Source organism: Methylovulum miyakonense HT12 (assembly GCF_000384075.1).
Lineage (GTDB): Bacteria > Pseudomonadota > Gammaproteobacteria > Methylococcales > Methylomonadaceae > Methylovulum > Methylovulum miyakonense.
On the sequence record NZ_KB913025.1, the window covers coordinates 4,468,363 to 4,486,680 of the forward strand.

Annotated in this window: 17 protein-coding genes; 8 read left to right on the forward strand and 9 right to left on the reverse strand. The window is 51.7% G+C overall.

What is annotated here, in order from left to right; translation table 11 throughout:
- Positions 1–45: 45 nt before the first annotated feature.
- Both METMI_RS0121760 and METMI_RS0121765 read right to left on the reverse strand, forming a co-directional pair.
- The gene (locus METMI_RS0121760) at positions 46–453 is read right to left on the reverse strand and encodes a type II toxin-antitoxin system VapC family toxin (protein WP_019868413.1); all 408 of its coding nucleotides are present in this window, start codon (positions 451–453) and stop codon (positions 46–48) included.
- A complete protein-coding gene (locus METMI_RS0121765) occupies positions 450–704 on the reverse strand; it encodes an antitoxin (RefSeq protein ID WP_019868414.1) in 255 nt (84 codons plus the stop codon). The genes METMI_RS0121760 and METMI_RS0121765 overlap by 4 nt, the downstream gene beginning before the upstream one ends.
- Before the next feature lie 108 nt (positions 705–812).
- Between METMI_RS0121765 and METMI_RS0121770 the strand changes: the two genes are divergently transcribed.
- The 4 genes from METMI_RS0121770 to METMI_RS0121785 all read left to right on the forward strand — a co-directional run bounded on the left by METMI_RS0121770 (position 813) and on the right by METMI_RS0121785 (position 6,994).
- Positions 813–2,036, forward strand: coding sequence for a PepSY-associated TM helix domain-containing protein (locus tag METMI_RS0121770; protein ID WP_019868415.1), 1,224 nt, complete (start codon positions 813–815; stop codon positions 2,034–2,036).
- 791 nt (positions 2,037–2,827) lie between these two features.
- Positions 2,828–3,343: an RNA polymerase sigma factor gene (locus METMI_RS0121775; RefSeq protein ID WP_019868416.1), complete on the forward strand. Its 516-nt coding sequence runs from the start codon at positions 2,828–2,830 to the stop codon at positions 3,341–3,343.
- A 74-nt stretch (positions 3,344–3,417) separates the two neighbouring features.
- Entirely contained in the window at positions 3,418–4,365 is a 948-nt protein-coding gene (locus METMI_RS0121780; RefSeq protein WP_019868417.1) for a FecR family protein, read from the forward strand.
- A gap of 169 nt (positions 4,366–4,534) precedes the next feature.
- Positions 4,535–6,994: a TonB-dependent siderophore receptor gene (locus tag METMI_RS0121785; RefSeq protein ID WP_019868418.1), complete on the forward strand. Its 2,460-nt coding sequence runs from the start codon at positions 4,535–4,537 to the stop codon at positions 6,992–6,994.
- Between the two features lie 220 nt (positions 6,995–7,214).
- Here the strand turns inward: METMI_RS0121785 and METMI_RS0121790 are convergent, their stop codons facing one another.
- The 7 genes from METMI_RS0121790 to METMI_RS0121825 form a co-directional block, all read right to left on the reverse strand.
- On the reverse strand, positions 7,215–7,562 hold the full coding sequence (locus METMI_RS0121790) for a hypothetical protein (RefSeq protein WP_019868419.1): 348 nt from the start codon (positions 7,560–7,562) through the stop codon (positions 7,215–7,217).
- 66 nt (positions 7,563–7,628) lie between these two features.
- Positions 7,629–8,849, reverse strand: coding sequence for a PepSY-associated TM helix domain-containing protein (locus METMI_RS0121795; RefSeq protein WP_019868420.1), 1,221 nt, complete (start codon positions 8,847–8,849; stop codon positions 7,629–7,631).
- Between the two features lie 175 nt (positions 8,850–9,024).
- The gene (locus METMI_RS0121800) at positions 9,025–11,589 is read right to left on the reverse strand and encodes a TonB-dependent siderophore receptor (RefSeq protein ID WP_019868421.1); all 2,565 of its coding nucleotides are present in this window, start codon (positions 11,587–11,589) and stop codon (positions 9,025–9,027) included.
- 129 nt (positions 11,590–11,718) lie between these two features.
- Positions 11,719–12,390 carry an RloB family protein gene (locus METMI_RS0121805; protein WP_019868422.1) on the reverse strand — a complete coding sequence of 224 codons (672 nt, stop codon included), beginning with the start codon at positions 12,388–12,390 and terminating at the stop codon, positions 11,719–11,721.
- Positions 12,383–13,687, reverse strand: a complete 1,305-nt coding sequence (locus METMI_RS0121810) for an AAA family ATPase (protein ID WP_019868423.1) — start codon at positions 13,685–13,687, stop codon at positions 12,383–12,385. Before METMI_RS0121810 ends, METMI_RS0121805 begins: the two co-directional genes overlap by 8 nt.
- Before the next feature lie 108 nt (positions 13,688–13,795).
- Complete coding sequence (locus METMI_RS0121820; protein WP_040573324.1) at positions 13,796–14,770, reverse strand: FecR family protein; 975 nt, start codon at positions 14,768–14,770, stop codon at positions 13,796–13,798.
- A gap of 223 nt (positions 14,771–14,993) precedes the next feature.
- A complete protein-coding gene (locus tag METMI_RS0121825; RefSeq protein ID WP_019868426.1) occupies positions 14,994–15,503 on the reverse strand; it encodes an RNA polymerase sigma factor in 510 nt (169 codons plus the stop codon).
- 629 nt (positions 15,504–16,132) lie between these two features.
- On the opposite strand from METMI_RS0121825, the gene METMI_RS27285 reads away from it, so the two are divergent.
- The 4 genes from METMI_RS27285 to METMI_RS0121850 all read left to right on the forward strand — a co-directional run bounded on the left by METMI_RS27285 (position 16,133) and on the right by METMI_RS0121850 (position 18,298).
- Positions 16,133–16,360, forward strand: coding sequence for a hypothetical protein (locus METMI_RS27285; protein ID WP_156829943.1), 228 nt, complete (start codon positions 16,133–16,135; stop codon positions 16,358–16,360).
- Positions 16,357–17,139, forward strand: coding sequence for an energy transducer TonB (locus tag METMI_RS0121840; RefSeq protein WP_019868429.1), 783 nt, complete (start codon positions 16,357–16,359; stop codon positions 17,137–17,139). The genes METMI_RS27285 and METMI_RS0121840 overlap by 4 nt, the downstream gene beginning before the upstream one ends.
- A gap of 105 nt (positions 17,140–17,244) precedes the next feature.
- Positions 17,245–17,907 (forward strand): MotA/TolQ/ExbB proton channel family protein, encoded by a 663-nt coding sequence (locus METMI_RS0121845; protein WP_019868430.1) that lies wholly within the window; start codon positions 17,245–17,247, stop codon positions 17,905–17,907.
- Complete coding sequence (locus METMI_RS0121850) at positions 17,894–18,298, forward strand: ExbD/TolR family protein (protein WP_029151877.1); 405 nt, start codon at positions 17,894–17,896, stop codon at positions 18,296–18,298. The genes METMI_RS0121845 and METMI_RS0121850 overlap by 14 nt, the downstream gene beginning before the upstream one ends.
- Positions 18,299–18,318: the final 20 nt, after the last annotated feature.

Below are 18,318 nucleotides of genomic sequence, written 5' to 3' on the forward strand. Positions count from 1 at the left end.
TTGGCAACCCCAGCGCCTAACGGGTGGGCGTTAATCAAGAATGCTTTAGATCGCCCAATCTTCCAACATTAATCCGGCAATACGCTCAAACTCACGCAGGTTATGCGTGACGAGCGTGGCGTTTTGAGAAAGCGCATGACAGGCAATCCATAGGTCATTAGCGCCTATCGGAGTGCCTGCTGTTTTAAGCAAAGTAAACTGGATGGCATAGTGTTGGCATAAGCCAGGGTTTGTGTCGTATTGAACCGGAATGACCTGGGTAAGTTGGTTTAGCTGGCTTAACACCCGCACCTTGCGGGTACTTCGTTCCGCGCCCTTGAGTAGTTCGGCATAAGTGATAAAAGACATGCAAAGTGCGGCCTCTTTATCCAGGGCATTGATACGCCCGGCGATGGACGGTGGTTTGTTTTTAATGAGGTAAATGAGGATATTAGTGTCCAGCATGTAAATCATAAAGCCTCTCGATCCTGCATGGCGGGTTGCTGCCGTTCATTTTGCTCAAGCTGGCTAACAAAATCGTCATCAAAGGCATTGAGCGCCGCCAAAAGGGCCGCGCCGCGGTCAACGGGTAACGGGTGAATCACCAGATCGCCATTGGCATTCCGGCTGATTTCAACCTGGGTAACCTCTAGGCGGAATTCTTGCGGAATACGCACCGCCTGGCTGTTGCCGTTTTTAAAAATACGCGTGGTCAGGGTTGGCATAAAACACTCCAGATGTATGTACACAAGTGTGTGTATTTTATTTTTAGTCCCATCATTTTACAAGCTATTAGTGTGGGCTTGTAAATCAACATATCGTCATAAAATTATATGGATAAACGGTTAAACACAAGCAATCCCAAGCACTTGCTTGCGCAAAAAAACATCCGCAAGTTATGGCTAAACGTGCATTTAACGATTGCGCTGACGATAGGCTTTTTCTTTGCCGTTCTTGGGCTGACGGGTTCGGTTAATGTTTTCATTGATGAATTGGAAGAACTGGGATTGCCGCCAGTGCGTCATGAAGCCCAAGCGCAACCGCGTCCCCTGGATGGGATCCTGCAAACCGTTCAAGCCGACCACCCGGACAAGACAGGCAAATGGTCATTACGGTTGCCGGGCTATGGCAATGATTATCTATGGCTGGAATACCCGGAACCTGTAGAAACGGCCGATGAATTTTTTGCGCCCTTCCGGGTTTTGGTCGACCCCTACAGCGGAGAAATCATCTCGGAACATTATTGGGGGCGCACCTTATGGACATCAATCTATCAAATCCATGCCAGCTTGCTGACGGCTAGGTTAGGTGTGGAAATCGGGCGGCTTGGCTTTGATACAGTGTGTTTTTTCGGCTTATTTTTGTTTATTTCCGCACTGACGGGGCTGTATCTATGGTGGCCGCGTTGGGGGAAATTTAAAAAATCAGTGACCATTAAGCGGGGTGCAAGCCCGGAACGGTTTTATTTTGATTTGCATAAAACCACGGGGTTTTACAGTTCCATTATTTTGCTGATCTTGGCGTTCACCGGTTTCTCGTTCAGTTATGCGGATTATATCAAGCCCTTGATACGCAGTTTTTCAGCGGTCAAGGAAAAACATTTAGAAACACCGGACGTTAAATCCAAGGTTATCGCTAACGCACCACCTCTTTCCATAGCGCAAGCCGTGGCACAAGCCGGCACTATTTTCCCTGATGCAGAGTTGCGCGGGGCAGAAACACCGGACGGCAAAGACGGGGTTTACTGCATTTCGAAAAGGCAACCGGGCGAAGCCAACCGCAAATGGCCGCGTAGCAAGGTATGGATAGACCAATACAGCGGCAAGGTATTGGCCGTGCAAGACCCGGATCAATTTACCGCCGGGGAAACGTTTTTAAATGTGCTATGGCCGCTCCATAGCGGTGAAGCCCTAGGCCTTGCAGGCCGAATATTATGGTGTGTCTCCGGCCTTGCACCGCTGGCCCTGTATGTCACCGGGATTTTACGCTGGCGGCAAAAGCGGCGGGCGAAACGGCTTAATGCCAAGCGCCCGGCCAAATTCTGCCCGCCCCCATAATTCCAAAAAGCGGGGCGGGCTTAGCGGGATCCGCCCTAGCATCCAATGCCATTAAGTTAAGCCGTTCGTGCTGAGCCTTGTCGAAGCATGAACGGCTTAACTTAGGCGTGTCGGATTTTTCCATTCTTCCTTCGACAAGGCTCTCCTGAGGTATCGAAGGATCCAGGATGAACGGAAAAATCCTTAACTGACGTTACGCAGTAACGTCTTTTTATTCCCGTTTGCCGCGCCGAGCACCGCAGATTTTGTCGGGATCAGCCCGCAGGGGCGCGGCAAGGAAGCCGCGCATCGGCAGAGTACCCAAAGGGCATAAAGGGCAGGAAGCCCCTTCTGCCGATCCCCGACAAAATCGAGGAGCACAAGGCAAAAGCGGCAACCGGGCCGCCTTTTCTTTGGATACTTTCTTTTCAACTGCAAGGATGCAGGAGGTAGGGCAACGCAGGAGCAGTTGCCGAGGCGGCGCAAAAGAAAGTATCCCGCTTGTCGGTGCGGAAACCGACTTTAAATGAACTGTCGCGATAGCGACTCTTCACCTCATTTTTCAACAAGACAAAAATGACGGCGTAACATCAGATCCTTAACTTAACGGCATTGCCCCAGCATCCCGGTTAAAACTGCGCCATATCACGCAACCACTGAGGCATTTCACTTACCCTTAATTTTGATATTCGTCTAAGCGTCTGTTTTAAGAGCATTAGTTTAGTGGCATCTATTTTGCTTTAGAGCGGTATCCTTTATTGCCACCGATCACTGTAATGATGGCTTTCCGCCATCACCCAGTTTGGGATTTCATGACCTTGGACATTACCCCGCTATACCAGCTTTACCGCCAGGAGCTGGTCAACTACCTGTTCCGTATGGTGAATTGCCACGAAACCGCCCAAGACTTGGTGCAGGAAAGCTACCTTGTTCTGGCGCGTTCGGCGGCGGGTGAGGTTATCAGCCAGCCACGCGGTTTTTTGTACCGGACGGCCAGCAATTTGGCCTTAGACCATTTACGCCATAATAAAGTCGTGGCCCGTCATGCGGAAGCCACCGTTACGCTTGACGAAGCCACCCACGCTTCGACGGAAACCGAAACCAGCAAAACCCAGTGGCGGGCTTTGCTGGGCGCGGCGATAGCGGAATTGCCGCCGCGTTGCCGTGACGCCTTTATCCTGCATAAAATCCACGGCTTAAGCTACCGCGAAGTCGCACAGCGGCTCTCCATTTCCGAAAGCGCGGTGGAAAAGCACATCACCAAAGGCCTGCTGCATTGCCGCAAGCGTCTAAACGGACATCTTGATCCTGTCTCGCTTAAAGACTGAGGTTTTTTCGGCTCCAAACGTCTCAAACACGTTGGTAGTTAACTTTAGCCACGGCGCAGACTTATAATGGCGGCATGAACATACCCCACAACCCCCACGAAGACGCCATTGCCGAACAGGCCATAGCCTGGTTTTCCCGCTTACGCGCCAGTTCGGTCTCGGCCAAGCAGCGTAAGCAATTTGCCGCGTGGCTGGCCGCCGATCCGGCGCATCAAAAAGCTTACCAACAAGCCGAAGCCTTTTGGGTCCATCCCGATTTTACCGGGCTGTTGGGCGAGGCAGAATTGAGCCCCGCGTCGGCCAAGGCTCCGCCCGGCCGTTATTGGCAACCCCCGGTCTTATTGGCGATGGCGGCATCCCTAGTGCTGATGGCCACCGCTTTCCGGCCCACCTTAGAGTGTTGGCGGGCCGATTATTGCACGGGGGTCGGCGAAACCCGCACCGTGCACTTGGCGGACGGCAGCCAAGTCACGCTCAACTCCGGCACCGTGCTAAACGTGGCCTACCAGGACACCCTGCGCCAAGCCGAGCTCGTGCACGGCGAAGCGCATTTCTCTGTGCAGCGCAACCCTGCACAACCGTTCGTGGTGGGCAGCCACTATGCGACGGCCCGTGTGTTGGGGACGCGTTTTCTGGTCAGGCAAGGCCAACGCTCGGATACGGTCACGGTCATCAACGGGTTGGTGGAGGTGAGCGGCAAGGCGCAACCGCCCATCCAATTGCGTGCCCATCAGCAAATCGTGGTCGGCCCGGGACAGCCAGGCACCCTACGGCCAGCGGGTGCCGATGATGCCTGGCTTAAAGGCCATGCCCTGTTTGATAATGTGCCGTTGCCGGAAGTGCTTGCCGAGCTCAACCGTTACCGCCACGGCAAGATCGTGATAGCTAGCGCGCGGCTTAATTCGCTCAAGGTCAGCGGGCGCTTTGATATAGCCGACACCGACCATGCCTTGCAAGCCTTGCAGCAAACCTTGCCGGTCCGCATGACTGCCATTTCCCCGTGGCTGGTGGTGGTTTACTGAATGCGCTGGCCCACGCCCTAAAAATTTTCGCCTCCAAGCTGGGGGAAAAGCCGCACCAACCGTCTCCATAAGACCTCATCAAACAGCTGCCCACTAAAAAGCCAATTCAATGCCCGCTTAGTGGATGGCTTAAAAACCGAGGCATTTTGTTTAGCCCATGGAGACACCAATGACACGAGTTCTTTTTCCGCCAGCCCCGCTATTTAGGCAACCCTCTACCCCACTGGCACGGCTGGCGTGCGCGGTCGCCTTTATCTTGCATACGGCCGGCCCGATGGCGGAAAGCCGCAGCCAAGCCTTCAACATCCCTCCCCAGGCCTTAGGTAGCGCGCTGAATACCTACGCCGAGGCCGCCAATGTGCAACTGAGCTATCCGGCGGCATTGGCGCAAGGTAAACAGTCACCCGGCATTTCCGGCCAATACACACCGGAACAGGCGTTGCGGAAATTGTTGGGTGGCAGCCTGATCGTCGCCCGTTCGACGGCAAACGGCACGGTGACCTTGGAGAAAGCGACGCAAGCGGCGCCTGCGGCAACGCCATCCAACCAAACCACTTTACAGGCAGTAAAGGTGACGGGCGCGGCGGAATATGCCGCCGATGATCCGCGCAACACCGATTATGCGGTGCCCAGCGCCAGTAGTGCGGGCAGGACTGATACGCCCATCATGGAAACGCCGATGGCCATACAAGTTGTGCCCAAGGCGGTGATCCACGACCAGCAAGCCATCCAGGTCGGCGACGCCATCAAAAACGTCAGCGGCGTGTTCCAAGGCCAATCCTTTGGCGGTTTTGCCGAAACTTTCCTAATCCGCGGTTTCAGCACCAATTTTAACAATTATCTGGATGGCTTTAGATGGCCGGCCAGCCGCCTGACGCTGGCCAATGCCGAGCGGGTTGAAGTGGTCAAGGGTGCCGCCGCCAACCTTTATGGACGTATCGAACCCGGAGGCATGATCAATATTGTCACCAAGCGTCCGCAGGCCACGCCTTATTATGCACTGGAGCAACAGTTTGGTTCCTACGATCTATACCGCACCACCGCCGATGCGACGGGTGCACTCAACAAAGACGGCTCGTTGCTGTACCGGCTGAATATAGAATCGCTTAACAAGAACTCGTTCCGTGATTTTGTTTTCACCGACCGCGTGTTTATCGCGCCATCCTTGACTTGGCTAATCAGCGACCGCACCCAGCTTGACCTGGATTTCATGTATTCCGATGAAGACACCCAGGAGGATTATGGCGTCGTGGCCAGCGCCTTGACACGCCGCCCCGCCAATATTCCCATTTCGCGCTATTTAAACGAACCCTCCACGGACAAGAGCAACACCACGTTCTATAACACCGCCGTGACGCTGAGCCATGCGTTTAACGATGACTGGAAAGTCAAAGCACGGTTTAATTATCTCAACCGGAACACCGTGGATCCGCAAATCTATGGCGTGTTTTGGGATGACAACCCCAGCAGCCCGACTTACGGCGACATGACCCGCGATGCTTACGGTTCTTTCGCGGAATCGGAAACTTATTATGGCAATGTCAACCTGAGCGGACATTTTGAAACGCTAGGTGTTGACCACAAAACCTTGGTGGGCTGGGAGCATTACAGCGGCGACAGCACGCTGCACACGCAGTCTGACCCTGTTAATTGGGGCGGGTCCACGATCAATATTTTCCATCCGGTCTATCAGCCGACCGACTATTCAAAACTTCCCAATCACTATCAGGACGGCAGCGGCAGCCATTCTAACGGCGTGTATTTCCAAGACCAGATTACCCTGTTCGGCAAATTGCATATTTTGGGCGGCGGACGCTACGACTGGATATCCGATGCGGCTAGCGGGTTTGATGAGCCTTCTCCCGAAGTGGCCTACGCTAACCGGAAAACAACGAACGACGAAGGCTTTAGCCCCCGGGTCGGTGTGCTCTACCAGCCCTGGCATTGGTTATCGCTATACGGCAATTATGTGGAATCAATGGGTAGCGCGAACGGGGCTACCGATATTAATAACAAGCGCCTCGACCCGCAAATGGGCGAACAATACGAAGCAGGCTTCAAAACGGCCTTTTTTGACGGGCGCATGACATCAAGCGTCGCGTTTTATCAATTGACCAAGAAAAATATGGCGGTTGGCGTACCCGGCAAGCCCTATTCGGAAGCGATTGGCGAAGCGCGTAGCCAAGGCGTGGAAATCGACATCAGCGGGCAAGTGACCGAAGGTTTGAGCCTGATAGGCAGTTATGCCTATACCGATGCGGTCATCTTAAAAGCGGACTTCAACGAAGGCAAGCAGCTCTGGAACGTTCCTAGGAACGCTGGCAGCCTGTGGGCCAAGTATGATCTACAGCAAGCCGCGCTACGCGGTTTGAGCGTGGGTGCCGGCGCTTATTTTCAGGATACGAAACAGGGCGACAATGCCAACACCTTCCAATTGCCAGGATGGGGTCGGATAGACGCCTTGGTGAAATACACCTTGCCGGTGGCGAGAGCCAAAACCACCTTGCAGTTTAATGTTGAAAACCTCCTGGACCACTCATATTACATAGCGAGTTCGCCATTTATCACGACCTTTGTCATCCCAGGCCAGCCGCGCACCTTTATGGGCTCGGTTAAAGTGGAGTTTTAGCCAGGCAGGGCAATCTATTTCGCCCGACATTTTGAAACGCCTTAGGTGGGGCGGGACTTCAAATCCCGCCCCGAACGCCCCACACCACCTTTGGACATCACAAAACCTTGGGAAGGGGTTTATAAAACCCGTCCCGCATCCACAGCAGATTTGCCGCCAGACAATACACCCAAACACAGTGCCGGACTTTAGTTGGTAGGGGTTCGCTGAGCAGGGCCATTTACTGTTTATCCAACTTCTTCTTAGCCGCATCCGCCGCTACGCCAATCGCTTCAACGCTTTTCCGGTAATCGGCCTGCCTTTTATTGGCGGTGTCGGCGATGATGGCATTGTCGGTGTTCGCCTCTTTGATTAAGCATTCAAAATAAACCTTCGCTTGTTGTTGCCAGTTGTTGATTGCCGCGACGCTTTTGTTGAAAGCCTCAACATTATCGTCAGCGATAGTCGGTTCGTCAGGCTTCACGCCGCAATTTTTCGGGCTCCAGCCGCCATTGGCAAGGGTTCCGGCATGGGCTAAGCCGGTGGCTTGCGCTAGCAATAGGCTAAAAATTAAAGCAAACAATTTCATGGTTATCTCCTAAAGTTAAAAAATTCGCTAAAAATATACGCCCCCTTTCCTTGCGTCGTTAGCGTCTTAAAAACGGTTCCCCAGGCTTTGCCTAGCCCGGCGCTTTTGTTGCCAGCGTATGAATCCAGTAACAAATAGCAATGGACATGCCAACCCTGACAAAAACACCAAAATCCGCCCCGTCCAACCAAACGCCTGCCCTGAATGCAGCGGCCACTGCCAATGTGTGAAGACTTCGCCCGCCGTGCCGATAGCGGGGTCGTCCACATCCAAAATTTTGCCGCTGTATTGGTCTATCACCACACAGCGGCGATGCAAAAAACTACCGGTATCCGCCACGCCGTCTTTGCAGATGGTGTAAGTGCTGGTCGGCTGGGTTGCGCCGTAAATCCAGCCCGTCCGTCCGGTAGGATAACGCTTATCAGCTATCGCCACGGCTTCGGACATTGTGATGTGCTGGTTATCGGCTTGTGGTGCCGAGCGGAACCAATAACGGTAAGTGACGGGCGAAAACACTTCCAACACGGGGACGACGCGCTCCGGTATGTCCATATACACACCGGAAAACAACACGGGAACCAGCACCACCGTGGCGTAAATCCCCGCCGTTTTGTGCAGGTCAAAATTCAGCCGTTCCGTGCTAGCCCTGGCCTTGATAGTCAACGCCTGTCGCCATTTTCCGGCCAACGGCCACCAGACAATTAGCCCCGTCAACACCGAGATGATGAGCAACACGCCCATGATGCCGACCACCGTATAGCCCAACTCTTCACCCATCAGCAAGGCATAATGCAGCTCAAAAACAAAACCGATGAAGGTATAAGGGATGGGGTCGTCTGAACGGGACATCAGGCGTTTGCCCGTCACTTGGGCGGTGTAGGGGTTGACGTAAACTTCCCAACTTTCAGTGGCACCATTTGCCACTGGCAACGCATATATCAGCTTGAACGCCGCCGTTCCGTTGCGCGGGTAATTGGTAAAGGTGTGTCGGGCGGGTTCCGGCATCGCGGAGCTTCCGGCCTGAAAAATATTGGCCAAGGGTTGATAAACCGGATTCACTTTCGGCATTGTGACAGCCAGCAGTTGCGGGTTCAGCAGTTCGTTGATTTCGGCATGGAACACCAGAATGCTGCCCGTAATTCCAAAAACCGACAAAAACAAACCCAAGGCCAGACCCAGACAGAGATGCACTGCCAGCCAGTTTTTGCGGCGGGCTTTCAGTTTGGCAAGATGCTGTTGTTTGGCATCGGGCTGGTTCTTTTTGGCCGGGTCAAAAAATCGGTCCATAGCGTGTCGTTACTTATCCAAAAATCCACTGTCAATTGCGGCATAAAATCAAACTATTAGAAAAAGGGTTACAAACCCTGTCCCGTTTGAAGCCCATAAAATCCGGTGGGCAATGCTTTTTTGCCCACCGTAATGAAGCGTTACTTCCTGTTGCCTCTATAATCCAACCTTTCTGCTAATACTCCACTTTAATCGAACCCACCGCCATTAAAGGGATGCCCGGTGCAATCGCCAAACGTGGGGTCACGTTAGAATCAGGATCAGTGGATTCGTAGTATTGCTTGTCCAGCAGATTGCGGATATTGAATTGCGCGGTGACGCGGGTTTTCTGGATATTCCAGCGGTAAGCCGCGAACGCATCCATTCTGACATAGCCCGGCAATTGGAAACTGTTAGCAAAATCGCCTTCGCGTTCGCCTGCCGCCACCCCGCCAACACCAAAGCTTAAGCCTTTCAATGCCGCATAACCGTTCAGGTCATACTTGAGCCACAAACTGCCGGAATGCTCAGGGACATTCGCCAAGCGGTTGCCAGCGGTATCGCCAGAGTAGTCTTTCAACACCCGCGCATCGGTAAAGGCATAACTGCCGATCAGGCTGAAGGCATCGGTCACATGTCCGGTCACGTCCAATTCAATGCCTTGGCTACGTTGTTGGTTGGCAATCTTATCGAAGGGGTTGGGGGTGTTGTTGTCAGGCACCAAAATATTGTCTTTGGTGAGGTGGTAGTAAGCCAAGGTTGCCAGTAATCGGTCATCAAACAACTGGGTTTTCACGCCCGCTTCAAATTGCTCGCCAATTTGTGGGTCAAAGGTTGAGCCATCATCAGCTGGCGCATTATTAGCACCAAACGAAGTCGTCCAATTACCATAAACCCCTAGCTGTTTGATGGGTTGGTAGAGGATTCCGACCCTTGGGCTAAAGCCTTCGTCTTTACGCGACGGCATCGTGGCTTCAGCGGCGGCGAACGAAGCCATGTAAGACGAGCCCGTTTCGGCCCAATCGTAGCGCCCGCCACCTAAGATGTGCAGATTGTCCCACAAGGTGATGTGGTCTTGAAAATAAGCGCCATACCATTGGTTGTTAAACACCGCAAAGTTGCTGGTATCGCAGCACGCGGGGGGATTCGCCAAGGTTTGGCTAATCAGCGCCGGATCAATCCCATAACTGGGCCACGGGTTATAAATATTGATGTCCAACGCCCGATTGGCATCATTGTATTCACCAAAATAATGGTAATTCATGCTGGCCTGAAAAAAGTCAAAGCCGACCAAGGTGTCGTGTTGGCTAAAGCCCAGCCGGAATTTTCCGGTCAAATCCAGATTGGTGGTATAGACCTCGGTATCGGCGGTCTGCCCGAATAGATTGCGTTTCAGTGTGCCGTCCGGCAGCAAGGCATCCTCGGCAGGGCCGAAAGCAGGCGCGGGGTTAGCCATAAAATCATGCGCTTCATTAAAGCTCGCCAGAAAACGGTTATGTATCGCCCAATCGTTATTAATCCGGTGGTTGATCTCGGTGTTGACATGGGTTTTGGAGATGTGGCTTAACGGAATGTTCGGGTCATTCAGCGAGCGGCTGATGGGGATCGGCGCCGGGCGGTTGCCTATCGCCGGAATGCCAAAATCGGTGCGGTAATCCTGGTCGAAGCCTTCAACATTGACCATAATGTCGGTTTTATCGCTAGGCCGCCAAGTAATGCTAGGATTAACCATCACCCTATCCGTCGGCACAAAATCCCTAAATGAATTATTGTTCTGATATGCGCCGCTAAAACGGTACAGGACTGATTTGTCCTGCGTCACCGGGCCAGTGGCATCCCATTGGGTACGGTACAAATCATAAGAGCCGAATTGCTGTTCCAAGGAATAATAAGGCGTATCCAGCGGCTTTTTGGTGGTGATATTGACCAGACCGCCAGGTTCGATACGCCCGAACAGCACGGCGGCAGGGCCTTTCAACACCTCCACGCTTTGCAGGTTGGCGGTATCCACTTCGGTCGGCTCACCATCCCGCATCGACAATAAGCCATTCCGGTAAACCCTGGCATTGTGGAATCCACGGATAATAAAACCATTGCCGTAGCCTAAAGACGGCTGCATACGCACACCGCTGACATTTTCCAGGACATCCCGCAACCGGGTGCTTTTCTGGTCATCCATCACCGCCCTGGGCACCACTTGAACCGATACGGGGGTGTCAAAAATGGGTGTGTCGGTTTTGGTTGCGGTACTGCTGTTAATAACGGTATAGCTTTTACTACGGGGATTTGTCGGATCATCGTCATAATTCTCGGTTTTCCCCGTCACCTTCACCGTCGGCAAATCCGCCGCCGATTGCGGCCTGTCCGCCCGTGTAGCCGCGACGGGTTTCAGCCAATTTTGCAAAGTGACGGTATTGCCTTTGCCCAATTGATAGCCCAGCCCGGAACCCGCCAACAATTTAGTTAACGCCGCCGATAGCGAATAATTGCCGCTCACCCCCGGCGAATCCAAGCCCTTGACCATTTCCGCGCTATAAACAAACTGCACCCCAGACTGCTCCGCCAAACGGTTGAGCGCGGAATACAAGGGTTGCGGGGCGATATTAAAACGCTGATTATGGCTAACGGCAGGGCTGTCGGCTTGGCTGGCTAGCGGCAGCGTTAAGGCAAGCAAGCCAACACATAAGGGTAAAGCCAGCAGCTCGGACGCTGGCTTGTTCTTGGGTTTGACTGTTTTGAAAGAAGTTTTCGATTTACGCATGAAGTGTTCCCAGTGATGAAGATAATCACAATAGGAACGGTTGGGATGGGGGGAAACCGTAGTGGTTTAGGGTGTGGCAAATTGTCGCGGGTAGGCTAGATAATTATCAACTAGGAAGAAAATTACGGCTTAATTTCCTTTTAGAGCAATCTCGTCAATTGCATCAAGCAATTTATAAACATCGGTATATGGATTCAACTGATAAGGTTTAGTTTGAGAAGAATTAGCACTTTGTTGAGTCTGTATGTTCATCCTATAAGCACGATCTCTAGCGTTCTTTATTTCCTCTTCACTAAAAAAATTGAATATATCTTCCGCGCCTTTATCGTAATCTTGGATGCCTCTGATTTTTAAATGTTTACGCAGTGAACTATTGCTTCGTAAATCATCGTAGCAACTATAGGGTGCAGTGGTGTCTTCCAAATGCAAAATTAACCATATTTCAAAACAGACATTAGAAAGCGCAACAGAAACATTATGTTTTTGTGCGGTATCATATGCGTTGTGATGAAGGGCATCAGAATATTTTTGTTGCGATTCGCGGTCATAGACAACCCAAAATAAGTCACTTAAACCAGTTTTATTTGCGAGTTTCTTTGCATTAACTGCTACACCGACCAATTCTTTCGGCGTATTCTTTTTTGTGTCCTCAATTTTCACAACTTTCAAGCGTCGATTGGTCGGGAAAAACTTGTCCAGGTATCCTTGAATATAATTAGGTTCAGTTTTTGCTCCTTCGCAATAAATACGTAAAAGCGGCTTTAATTGTTGTTCTGAACGGCCTTTCCTTGGTTTAGGCATTGGCATCACCGGATTGAAATAAATCAACGATTCCTTGATAGTTGATCGCCGGAATCCCTCCAAAGCGGCCTTCTGCATACCACTGGTTAAATGGACTTTGTGGCTTTACTTTCTTTTTATCGAAATCATCCAACGAGAAAAAGCGGGTAACCCCTTCATATTTTTCAGTGAGCCAAATTTGATCGCGTCTTAACAGTTCTGGCGACATCAAGTTAATGTTATGCGTTGAAAAAATAAGCTGTGCATTACCCTTATTTACCTTAGGGTCGTTGAAAAGCTTAATAATCAGCTCTGCTATAAACGGGTGCATACTGTTATCTAGCTCATCCATGATAAGTACGCCACCGCTCGACAAAATATCTATAAAAATTGGAGCCAAGTTAAATAATTTTCGGGTTCCAGATGATTCTTGTGCTTCTTCAAAATATTCGTTTTTATCAGTATCCGTTAAATGGGCAAAAAACGGTTTATTTTTTATATCCTTAAGAATACGCATTTTGATTTCTTCAGGGATACCATCCGGTATATTAATATCACTAGAATCGCCTGATTCTTGGAATCGAATGTTTGCAATGCCTGTATCAACTAATGACAAAAGGGCAGATACCTTTTCAACTAACATGGGTTCTTCAAACCAATTTAATTTGACTTTACGTTCATTGATGCCGATGTGATGTAAATTCTTTCTAAAGTAATTGTAGACATTACGGATCATTTGAGGGGAGTCGGCACTATCCCCTGCTTTAGATATATAAGCGTTGTTTTCAAAAAAAGGTAAGCGTTTTTTACCGCCTTTATACAAACTACCAAAGCGGATTGTTTGCCATGTATCATTTCCCTTACGGTCGAAAACCAATGCTTCTTGCCCAGATGGATAAAAAACCAGATTTTCTTCGATGATTCTGTGCGCTGTAAACGCCACGGAGTAACGGTAACGTACATTGCCATTTTGGCTGAGATCAGGGCTTGGGGCGTAAAACTCTATTTCAAATCGCGTAGGTGAAGATTTACTTTCTTCAGATAACAAATAGGGCTCATAACAAGGAATTTCGTCACCTTCTTTTAAATCATCTGAACCAACGATAATGAACTGTAAGGCATGAAACGCCAGTAATAAGTTGGATTTACCTGAGGCATTAGCTCCATATAAACCAGCAGACTTTAATACGCCCACTTTATCACCGGGAGGATAGGCGATATTACTTAACAGATAGCTACCTGGCGTTTCTGCATACAAGCTAAAGATTTGTTCGTTTTTTATTGAACGAAAATTGCTGACAGTAAAATCTATAATCATAACGTATAATATTTTGGCTTATTTTGTTTAATTTTTAACAAAAAGTAGCATTTTAATAGATTTTCGTCAAAATTTAATACAACCAGATTGTTCGTATTTTTCAGGGTTTTATCCCTTTCTGTGAACTTCACTCAACAAAACCCATCCCCCCAACCTTTCCACCTTAACCCCCATAGTCCTCTCCAAAGCCTCCAGCCAAGCGTCGATATGCTGAATATCAACGGCTATATTCACTTCTTTCTCGCCTAACTTATCGTCCAGCAAGCGGATTTGTCCGCGCCGATAGCGGTTGATTTCGGCGATGGCTTGTTTTAGCGGCACGAAATTCATCAGCAAACGCCCGTGCCGCCAGGCTTCGGCGCTGTCCACGTCGGCGGTTTGCACGGTTCCTAAATCATCGGCATGAAAAGCGATTTGCTGGCCTGCGCTTAAGGTTGCCGTGGTGTTGGGCGCGGCGGTGCGGATTTTGCCTTGCAGCAAGGTGATGTTGCCGCCGTTGCCGTCGTAACGGACGATGAAGCGCGTGCCTAAGGCTTCGGTGGTGGTGTGTCCGGCGCAGACGCGGAACGGGCGGGTGCGGTCGTGGGCGACTTCAAATTCCGCTTCGCCGCCTAACAGTTCGATGCGCCGCTCCTTGTCGCTTAGGCTGACGTTAACAGCAGTGTCGGTGTTGAGATGAATAACGCTGCCGTCCGCCAGTTGGATGGATGTCTGCTCGCCGATATGGGTGCGGTAATCGGCGAGCGGGTGGTGGAGATAATCAGGGAATAGCCCTGCCAGCACCAGCAATACCAACGACGCGGCAACGGCAAGCCCCAGCGTCCTGCTGCGGGTTTGACGGCGACGTTGTTGCGTGGCGGCAAAGGCTAACCTGCGTTGGCGGTCGGCTTGCAAAGGGCTAGACAATTGTTGCCAAAGCTGGACGGCTTCTTGATAAGCCTGTTCATGCGCCGCGCTTTGTTGCCGCCAGTGGTCAAATTCGGCACGGGTGGCGTCGGACACATCGCCGGAAGACAAGCGCACTTGCCAAGCGACGGCGGCTTGGCTAAGGCGTTCGCGGATTTGTTGGGGTGTTTCGGTCATTGGCGGCGTGGCGTGGGTGGAAGGCGTATTAATTATTTCATAAGTAATCGCACCATAAATTTCAAAATAGGTCTTGCGATTACTTATGAAATAATTAATCACCTTTGGATTGGAGATATTGATCGTCCCATAAATTCGCGCATAGCAGGATTAGGTTACTATGCGCGAATTTATGGGACGATTAATATCACTATAACGAATCGGCGTGGCAGTCGCCACACTGTCAGTTTTTATCTAGCGATAATCGGCAATGGTTTAAGGCGCGGGCGAGTTGCTTTTCCACCCAACTGGTGGAAATGCCCAGTTGCGCGGCAATATCGGCATGGCTTAAGCCTTCAATGCGGCTTAAGTACAAAATATCCGCGCAAGCATCGGGCAATTCCGCCAAGGCGGCTTGGATGTGGAACAGTTGGTCTTGGGCTTGGGTGATGCGCTCCGGTTCGGCGCGGTGGTCGGCTTCGGTTTTATCATCGCCGTATTGGGCGAGCAATTCGCCATGACGTTTTTGGCTACGCAAATAATCAATCGACAAGTTCGACGCGACGGTGAACAACCAAGCACGGATTTCCGTTTCGCTGCGGGGCGGCGGTGTCAACAAACGTAAGCGCAAATACACCTCTTGCAGCAAATCCGCCGTGGTGTCTTGGCAACGGATACGCTGGCTGACAAACCGTTGGATTTGCGGGCGGGTGTCTAAAAAAATCAGGTAAATATCGTTTTCTGTAAAACTCATGCACGAGAGGGTTCAAGCCATATTCCGAATGGATGTCGGGAAAACATAGGGCATGGTTTATGCCAAAGCCTAAAATTCTCTGCGCTGATGGCGGGCAAGCCGGGTTTTATAGGGACAGGGGGCGTGCTGGTAACGGCAGGGCAAAATGGACGGGCACAAAACCGGGTGAAATGCCGTATTTCATTGCGGCATTTCACCTAGAACGTGCCTTGAAGGATCGCAGGCAATTTGGATACGGCGCACGGAATGGAGAAACCGGAGGTGCCGGGTCACATGGGGATTCGGGCGTTGCGCAACCCTACCCAAGGCCAGCCTAAAGGTGGCCTATTATTTTGTAAGTGGCTGTACGGCGGCTAAATTTTAAGCTGCAAGAGCGGCGGCCAAGCCCGGCTTTACAAAGCAAGCACCGCACTTTTACACCCGAAATTATTGGACAAGATGCGGGCCTGGCCGTGTGGCGGCCAGGCCGATTTTGGTTTGGATAAAACAGTTATAAAAAAAACTTTCAATCCGTAGTGTGGTTTTTCCAATCTCAAACGTCTTATCCCATGAGAGGTAAAAAACGCTTTAGTTTTGAAAAACACACCATTTAACCGGGTTGAATTGTGAACACACCAGAACATCACATCATGATGGTACCAAAACGCCGCCCCCAGAAAAATCAAAATGCGGGTAAAGAGGCCAGCCAACCTAAGTTCCCATCGGCGCGGTATTTCCAAATCCACTTCCAGCACATGGAATCCCAGCTTGACCTTACCCACCGTAGCCTTGAGGCATTGCAACAGCAACTGACCGAATTGCAGGCGCGTTTCGGAAATGCCCATACCGGACCTGACCTTTCCAAAACTGAAGAATGAAAGTTTTTTTTGTTAAAGCGGCCCAAGCCGAACCGATCCGTTTACCTTTTGAAAACATGGCGATGGCCGGGAATTGGCTGCGCCCATTGGCGGTCGCCATTGCCGCCGCCTTGACCGCGCTGCTGCATGGCTTGTTGTTCGTTTGGTATCTGGATCGTCCGGCGCCCCCCGTGGTGACCGAGGCGGCGCCCTTGCCGATGATTGATATTGCCCTGGCCGCACCGAACCCTGGCGCACCCGCCAAAACCTTGCCGCCGCCGGAACCGCCCAAACCTGAGCTTAAGCCACCTGAGAAAAAACAACGGCCCAAAGCAAAACCCAAACCCGTTGCCAAACCCAAAGCCCCAAGCGAAATCAAAAAGAAGCTAGTGAAACCGGAAACCAAACCGGAAGCGACGGCGCAACCGGCAGCCCCGGCCGCCAGCCAGCCCGTTCCGGCCACCCCGGCGCCAGCCGCGCAAACCCAAAGCAAAGCCCAAACCAGTCCGGCGGTTAAGGATAGCCCGGCCCATGCCAACGCGGATTACCTGAATAACCCTAAGCCTGACTATCCGCGCATGGCCAGGCAACGGCATTGGGAAGGCAGGGTGGTGTTGCGTGTCTATGTCACGGCGGACGGGCGTTGTGGCGACTTGTCGGTGTACCGCAGCAGCGGCCATGATGTGCTGGATGAGGCGGCAGTGGACGCCGTCAGGCAATGGCGCTTCGTGCCGGGCAGGCATGGCGACAACCCCGTTGCCAGCTGGGTGAATGTGCCGATTGAGTTTGCGTTGGAATGATGGCTTGCCCAAGCACAGCCATAGGCCGGGTTAGCGTAACCCGGCAGGGCTTCGCGTGATTAAGCATAAAAACATAATAATTATTTTGAGGAGAAAACCTTGGACATGTCAGAAACCGGTATCGTCAACGGTACGCTTTGTTTGTTGGGCTGTTTTTCACTGTTGACCTGGAGCGTCATCCTGCTTAAGGCGGGTGAGGCCGTTTGGAACGCCTTCCGCAACCACCGCTTTATCAAACAATTTGGCGATAACAGCAAGCCGATTGATTTACAGCCAAGCTCGCAGGCGACAAGGGTTTATCAGGCAGGCTTGAACACGCTGAAACGTTTGCCCAAAAACCAATTGTTACCCGTTGGCCAATACCAAGCTTGGCACGAATTGCTGGAACGCACCATGCGCCAACAACTGCAAAAAGAAAAGGCCAAAATGGAATCCGGTTTGGGCTGGTTGGCGAGCTTCGGTAGCACCTCGCCATTTGTCGGCCTGTTCGGCACGGTTTGGGGCATCATGCACGCGCTGAAAGACATCGGCACCAAAGGCTCCGCCAGCCTGGACGTGGTCGCCGGCCCTATCGGCGAAGCCTTGATCGCCACGGGTTTGGGCATCGCGGTGGCGATCCCGGCGGTGCTGGCCTACAACTTTTTCCTCCGCCAGAACCGCGCCACCTTGGCGTCGCTAGAACATTTCGCCAGCGATTTCCTGCACGACACCATGCAACATCATCTTCTACAGCATACGGAAAACGAAAATGTCCATGCACATATCTAGCAACGACGAAGACGGCGAATTGAGCGAGATCAACGTCACGCCCTTGGTGGACGTGATGCTGGTGTTGTTGGTGGTGTTCATCGTCACCGCGCCCTTGTTGACCCAAGTGGTGCGCGTCAAACTACCGAAAACCGAACAGACCGAACCCGCACCGGACCAGCATGTCGCCATTTTAAGCGTCGGCGCCGATGGCCAAGCGCAATTGGATGAACGTCCGGTGGCCCTGGAAGCCTTGGAAACGGAACTGAAAGCCCTGCAGGCAAAAGACCCGGACATCAGCCTGCAATTGCAAGCCGACCGCGGCGCGGTATTTGATGCGGTCGCAAAAGTCATGGCCAGCGCGCAACGTTCCGGCATCGGCAAATTATCGTTCGTGACGGTGCAGCAATAACCTGGTGAAAACGTCCGGAT

What these genes read in the sequence shown, in the direction of transcription:
- METMI_RS0121760 (WP_019868413.1), bottom strand. Translation starts at nt 453, where the DNA reads ATGATTTACATGCTGGACACTAATATCCTCATTTACCTCATTAAAAAC.
- METMI_RS0121765 (WP_019868414.1), bottom strand. Translation starts at nt 704, where the DNA reads ATGCCAACCCTGACCACGCGTATTTTTAAAAACGGCAACAGCCAGGCG.
- METMI_RS0121770 (WP_019868415.1), top strand. Translation starts at nt 813, where the DNA reads ATGGATAAACGGTTAAACACAAGCAATCCCAAGCACTTGCTTGCGCAA.
- METMI_RS0121775 (WP_019868416.1), top strand. Translation starts at nt 2,828, where the DNA reads ATGACCTTGGACATTACCCCGCTATACCAGCTTTACCGCCAGGAGCTG.
- METMI_RS0121780 (WP_019868417.1), top strand. Translation starts at nt 3,418, where the DNA reads ATGAACATACCCCACAACCCCCACGAAGACGCCATTGCCGAACAGGCC.
- METMI_RS0121785 (WP_019868418.1), top strand. Translation starts at nt 4,535, where the DNA reads ATGACACGAGTTCTTTTTCCGCCAGCCCCGCTATTTAGGCAACCCTCT.
- METMI_RS0121790 (WP_019868419.1), bottom strand. Translation starts at nt 7,562, where the DNA reads ATGAAATTGTTTGCTTTAATTTTTAGCCTATTGCTAGCGCAAGCCACC.
- METMI_RS0121795 (WP_019868420.1), bottom strand. Translation starts at nt 8,849, where the DNA reads ATGGACCGATTTTTTGACCCGGCCAAAAAGAACCAGCCCGATGCCAAA.
- METMI_RS0121800 (WP_019868421.1), bottom strand. Translation starts at nt 11,589, where the DNA reads ATGCGTAAATCGAAAACTTCTTTCAAAACAGTCAAACCCAAGAACAAG.
- METMI_RS0121805 (WP_019868422.1), bottom strand. Translation starts at nt 12,390, where the DNA reads ATGCCTAAACCAAGGAAAGGCCGTTCAGAACAACAATTAAAGCCGCTT.
- METMI_RS0121810 (WP_019868423.1), bottom strand. Translation starts at nt 13,687, where the DNA reads ATGATTATAGATTTTACTGTCAGCAATTTTCGTTCAATAAAAAACGAA.
- METMI_RS0121820 (WP_040573324.1), bottom strand. Translation starts at nt 14,770, where the DNA reads ATGACCGAAACACCCCAACAAATCCGCGAACGCCTTAGCCAAGCCGCC.
- METMI_RS0121825 (WP_019868426.1), bottom strand. Translation starts at nt 15,503, where the DNA reads ATGAGTTTTACAGAAAACGATATTTACCTGATTTTTTTAGACACCCGC.
- METMI_RS27285 (WP_156829943.1), top strand. Translation starts at nt 16,133, where the DNA reads ATGATGGTACCAAAACGCCGCCCCCAGAAAAATCAAAATGCGGGTAAA.
- METMI_RS0121840 (WP_019868429.1), top strand. Translation starts at nt 16,357, where the DNA reads ATGAAAGTTTTTTTTGTTAAAGCGGCCCAAGCCGAACCGATCCGTTTA.
- METMI_RS0121845 (WP_019868430.1), top strand. Translation starts at nt 17,245, where the DNA reads ATGTCAGAAACCGGTATCGTCAACGGTACGCTTTGTTTGTTGGGCTGT.
- METMI_RS0121850 (WP_029151877.1), top strand. Translation starts at nt 17,894, where the DNA reads ATGCACATATCTAGCAACGACGAAGACGGCGAATTGAGCGAGATCAAC.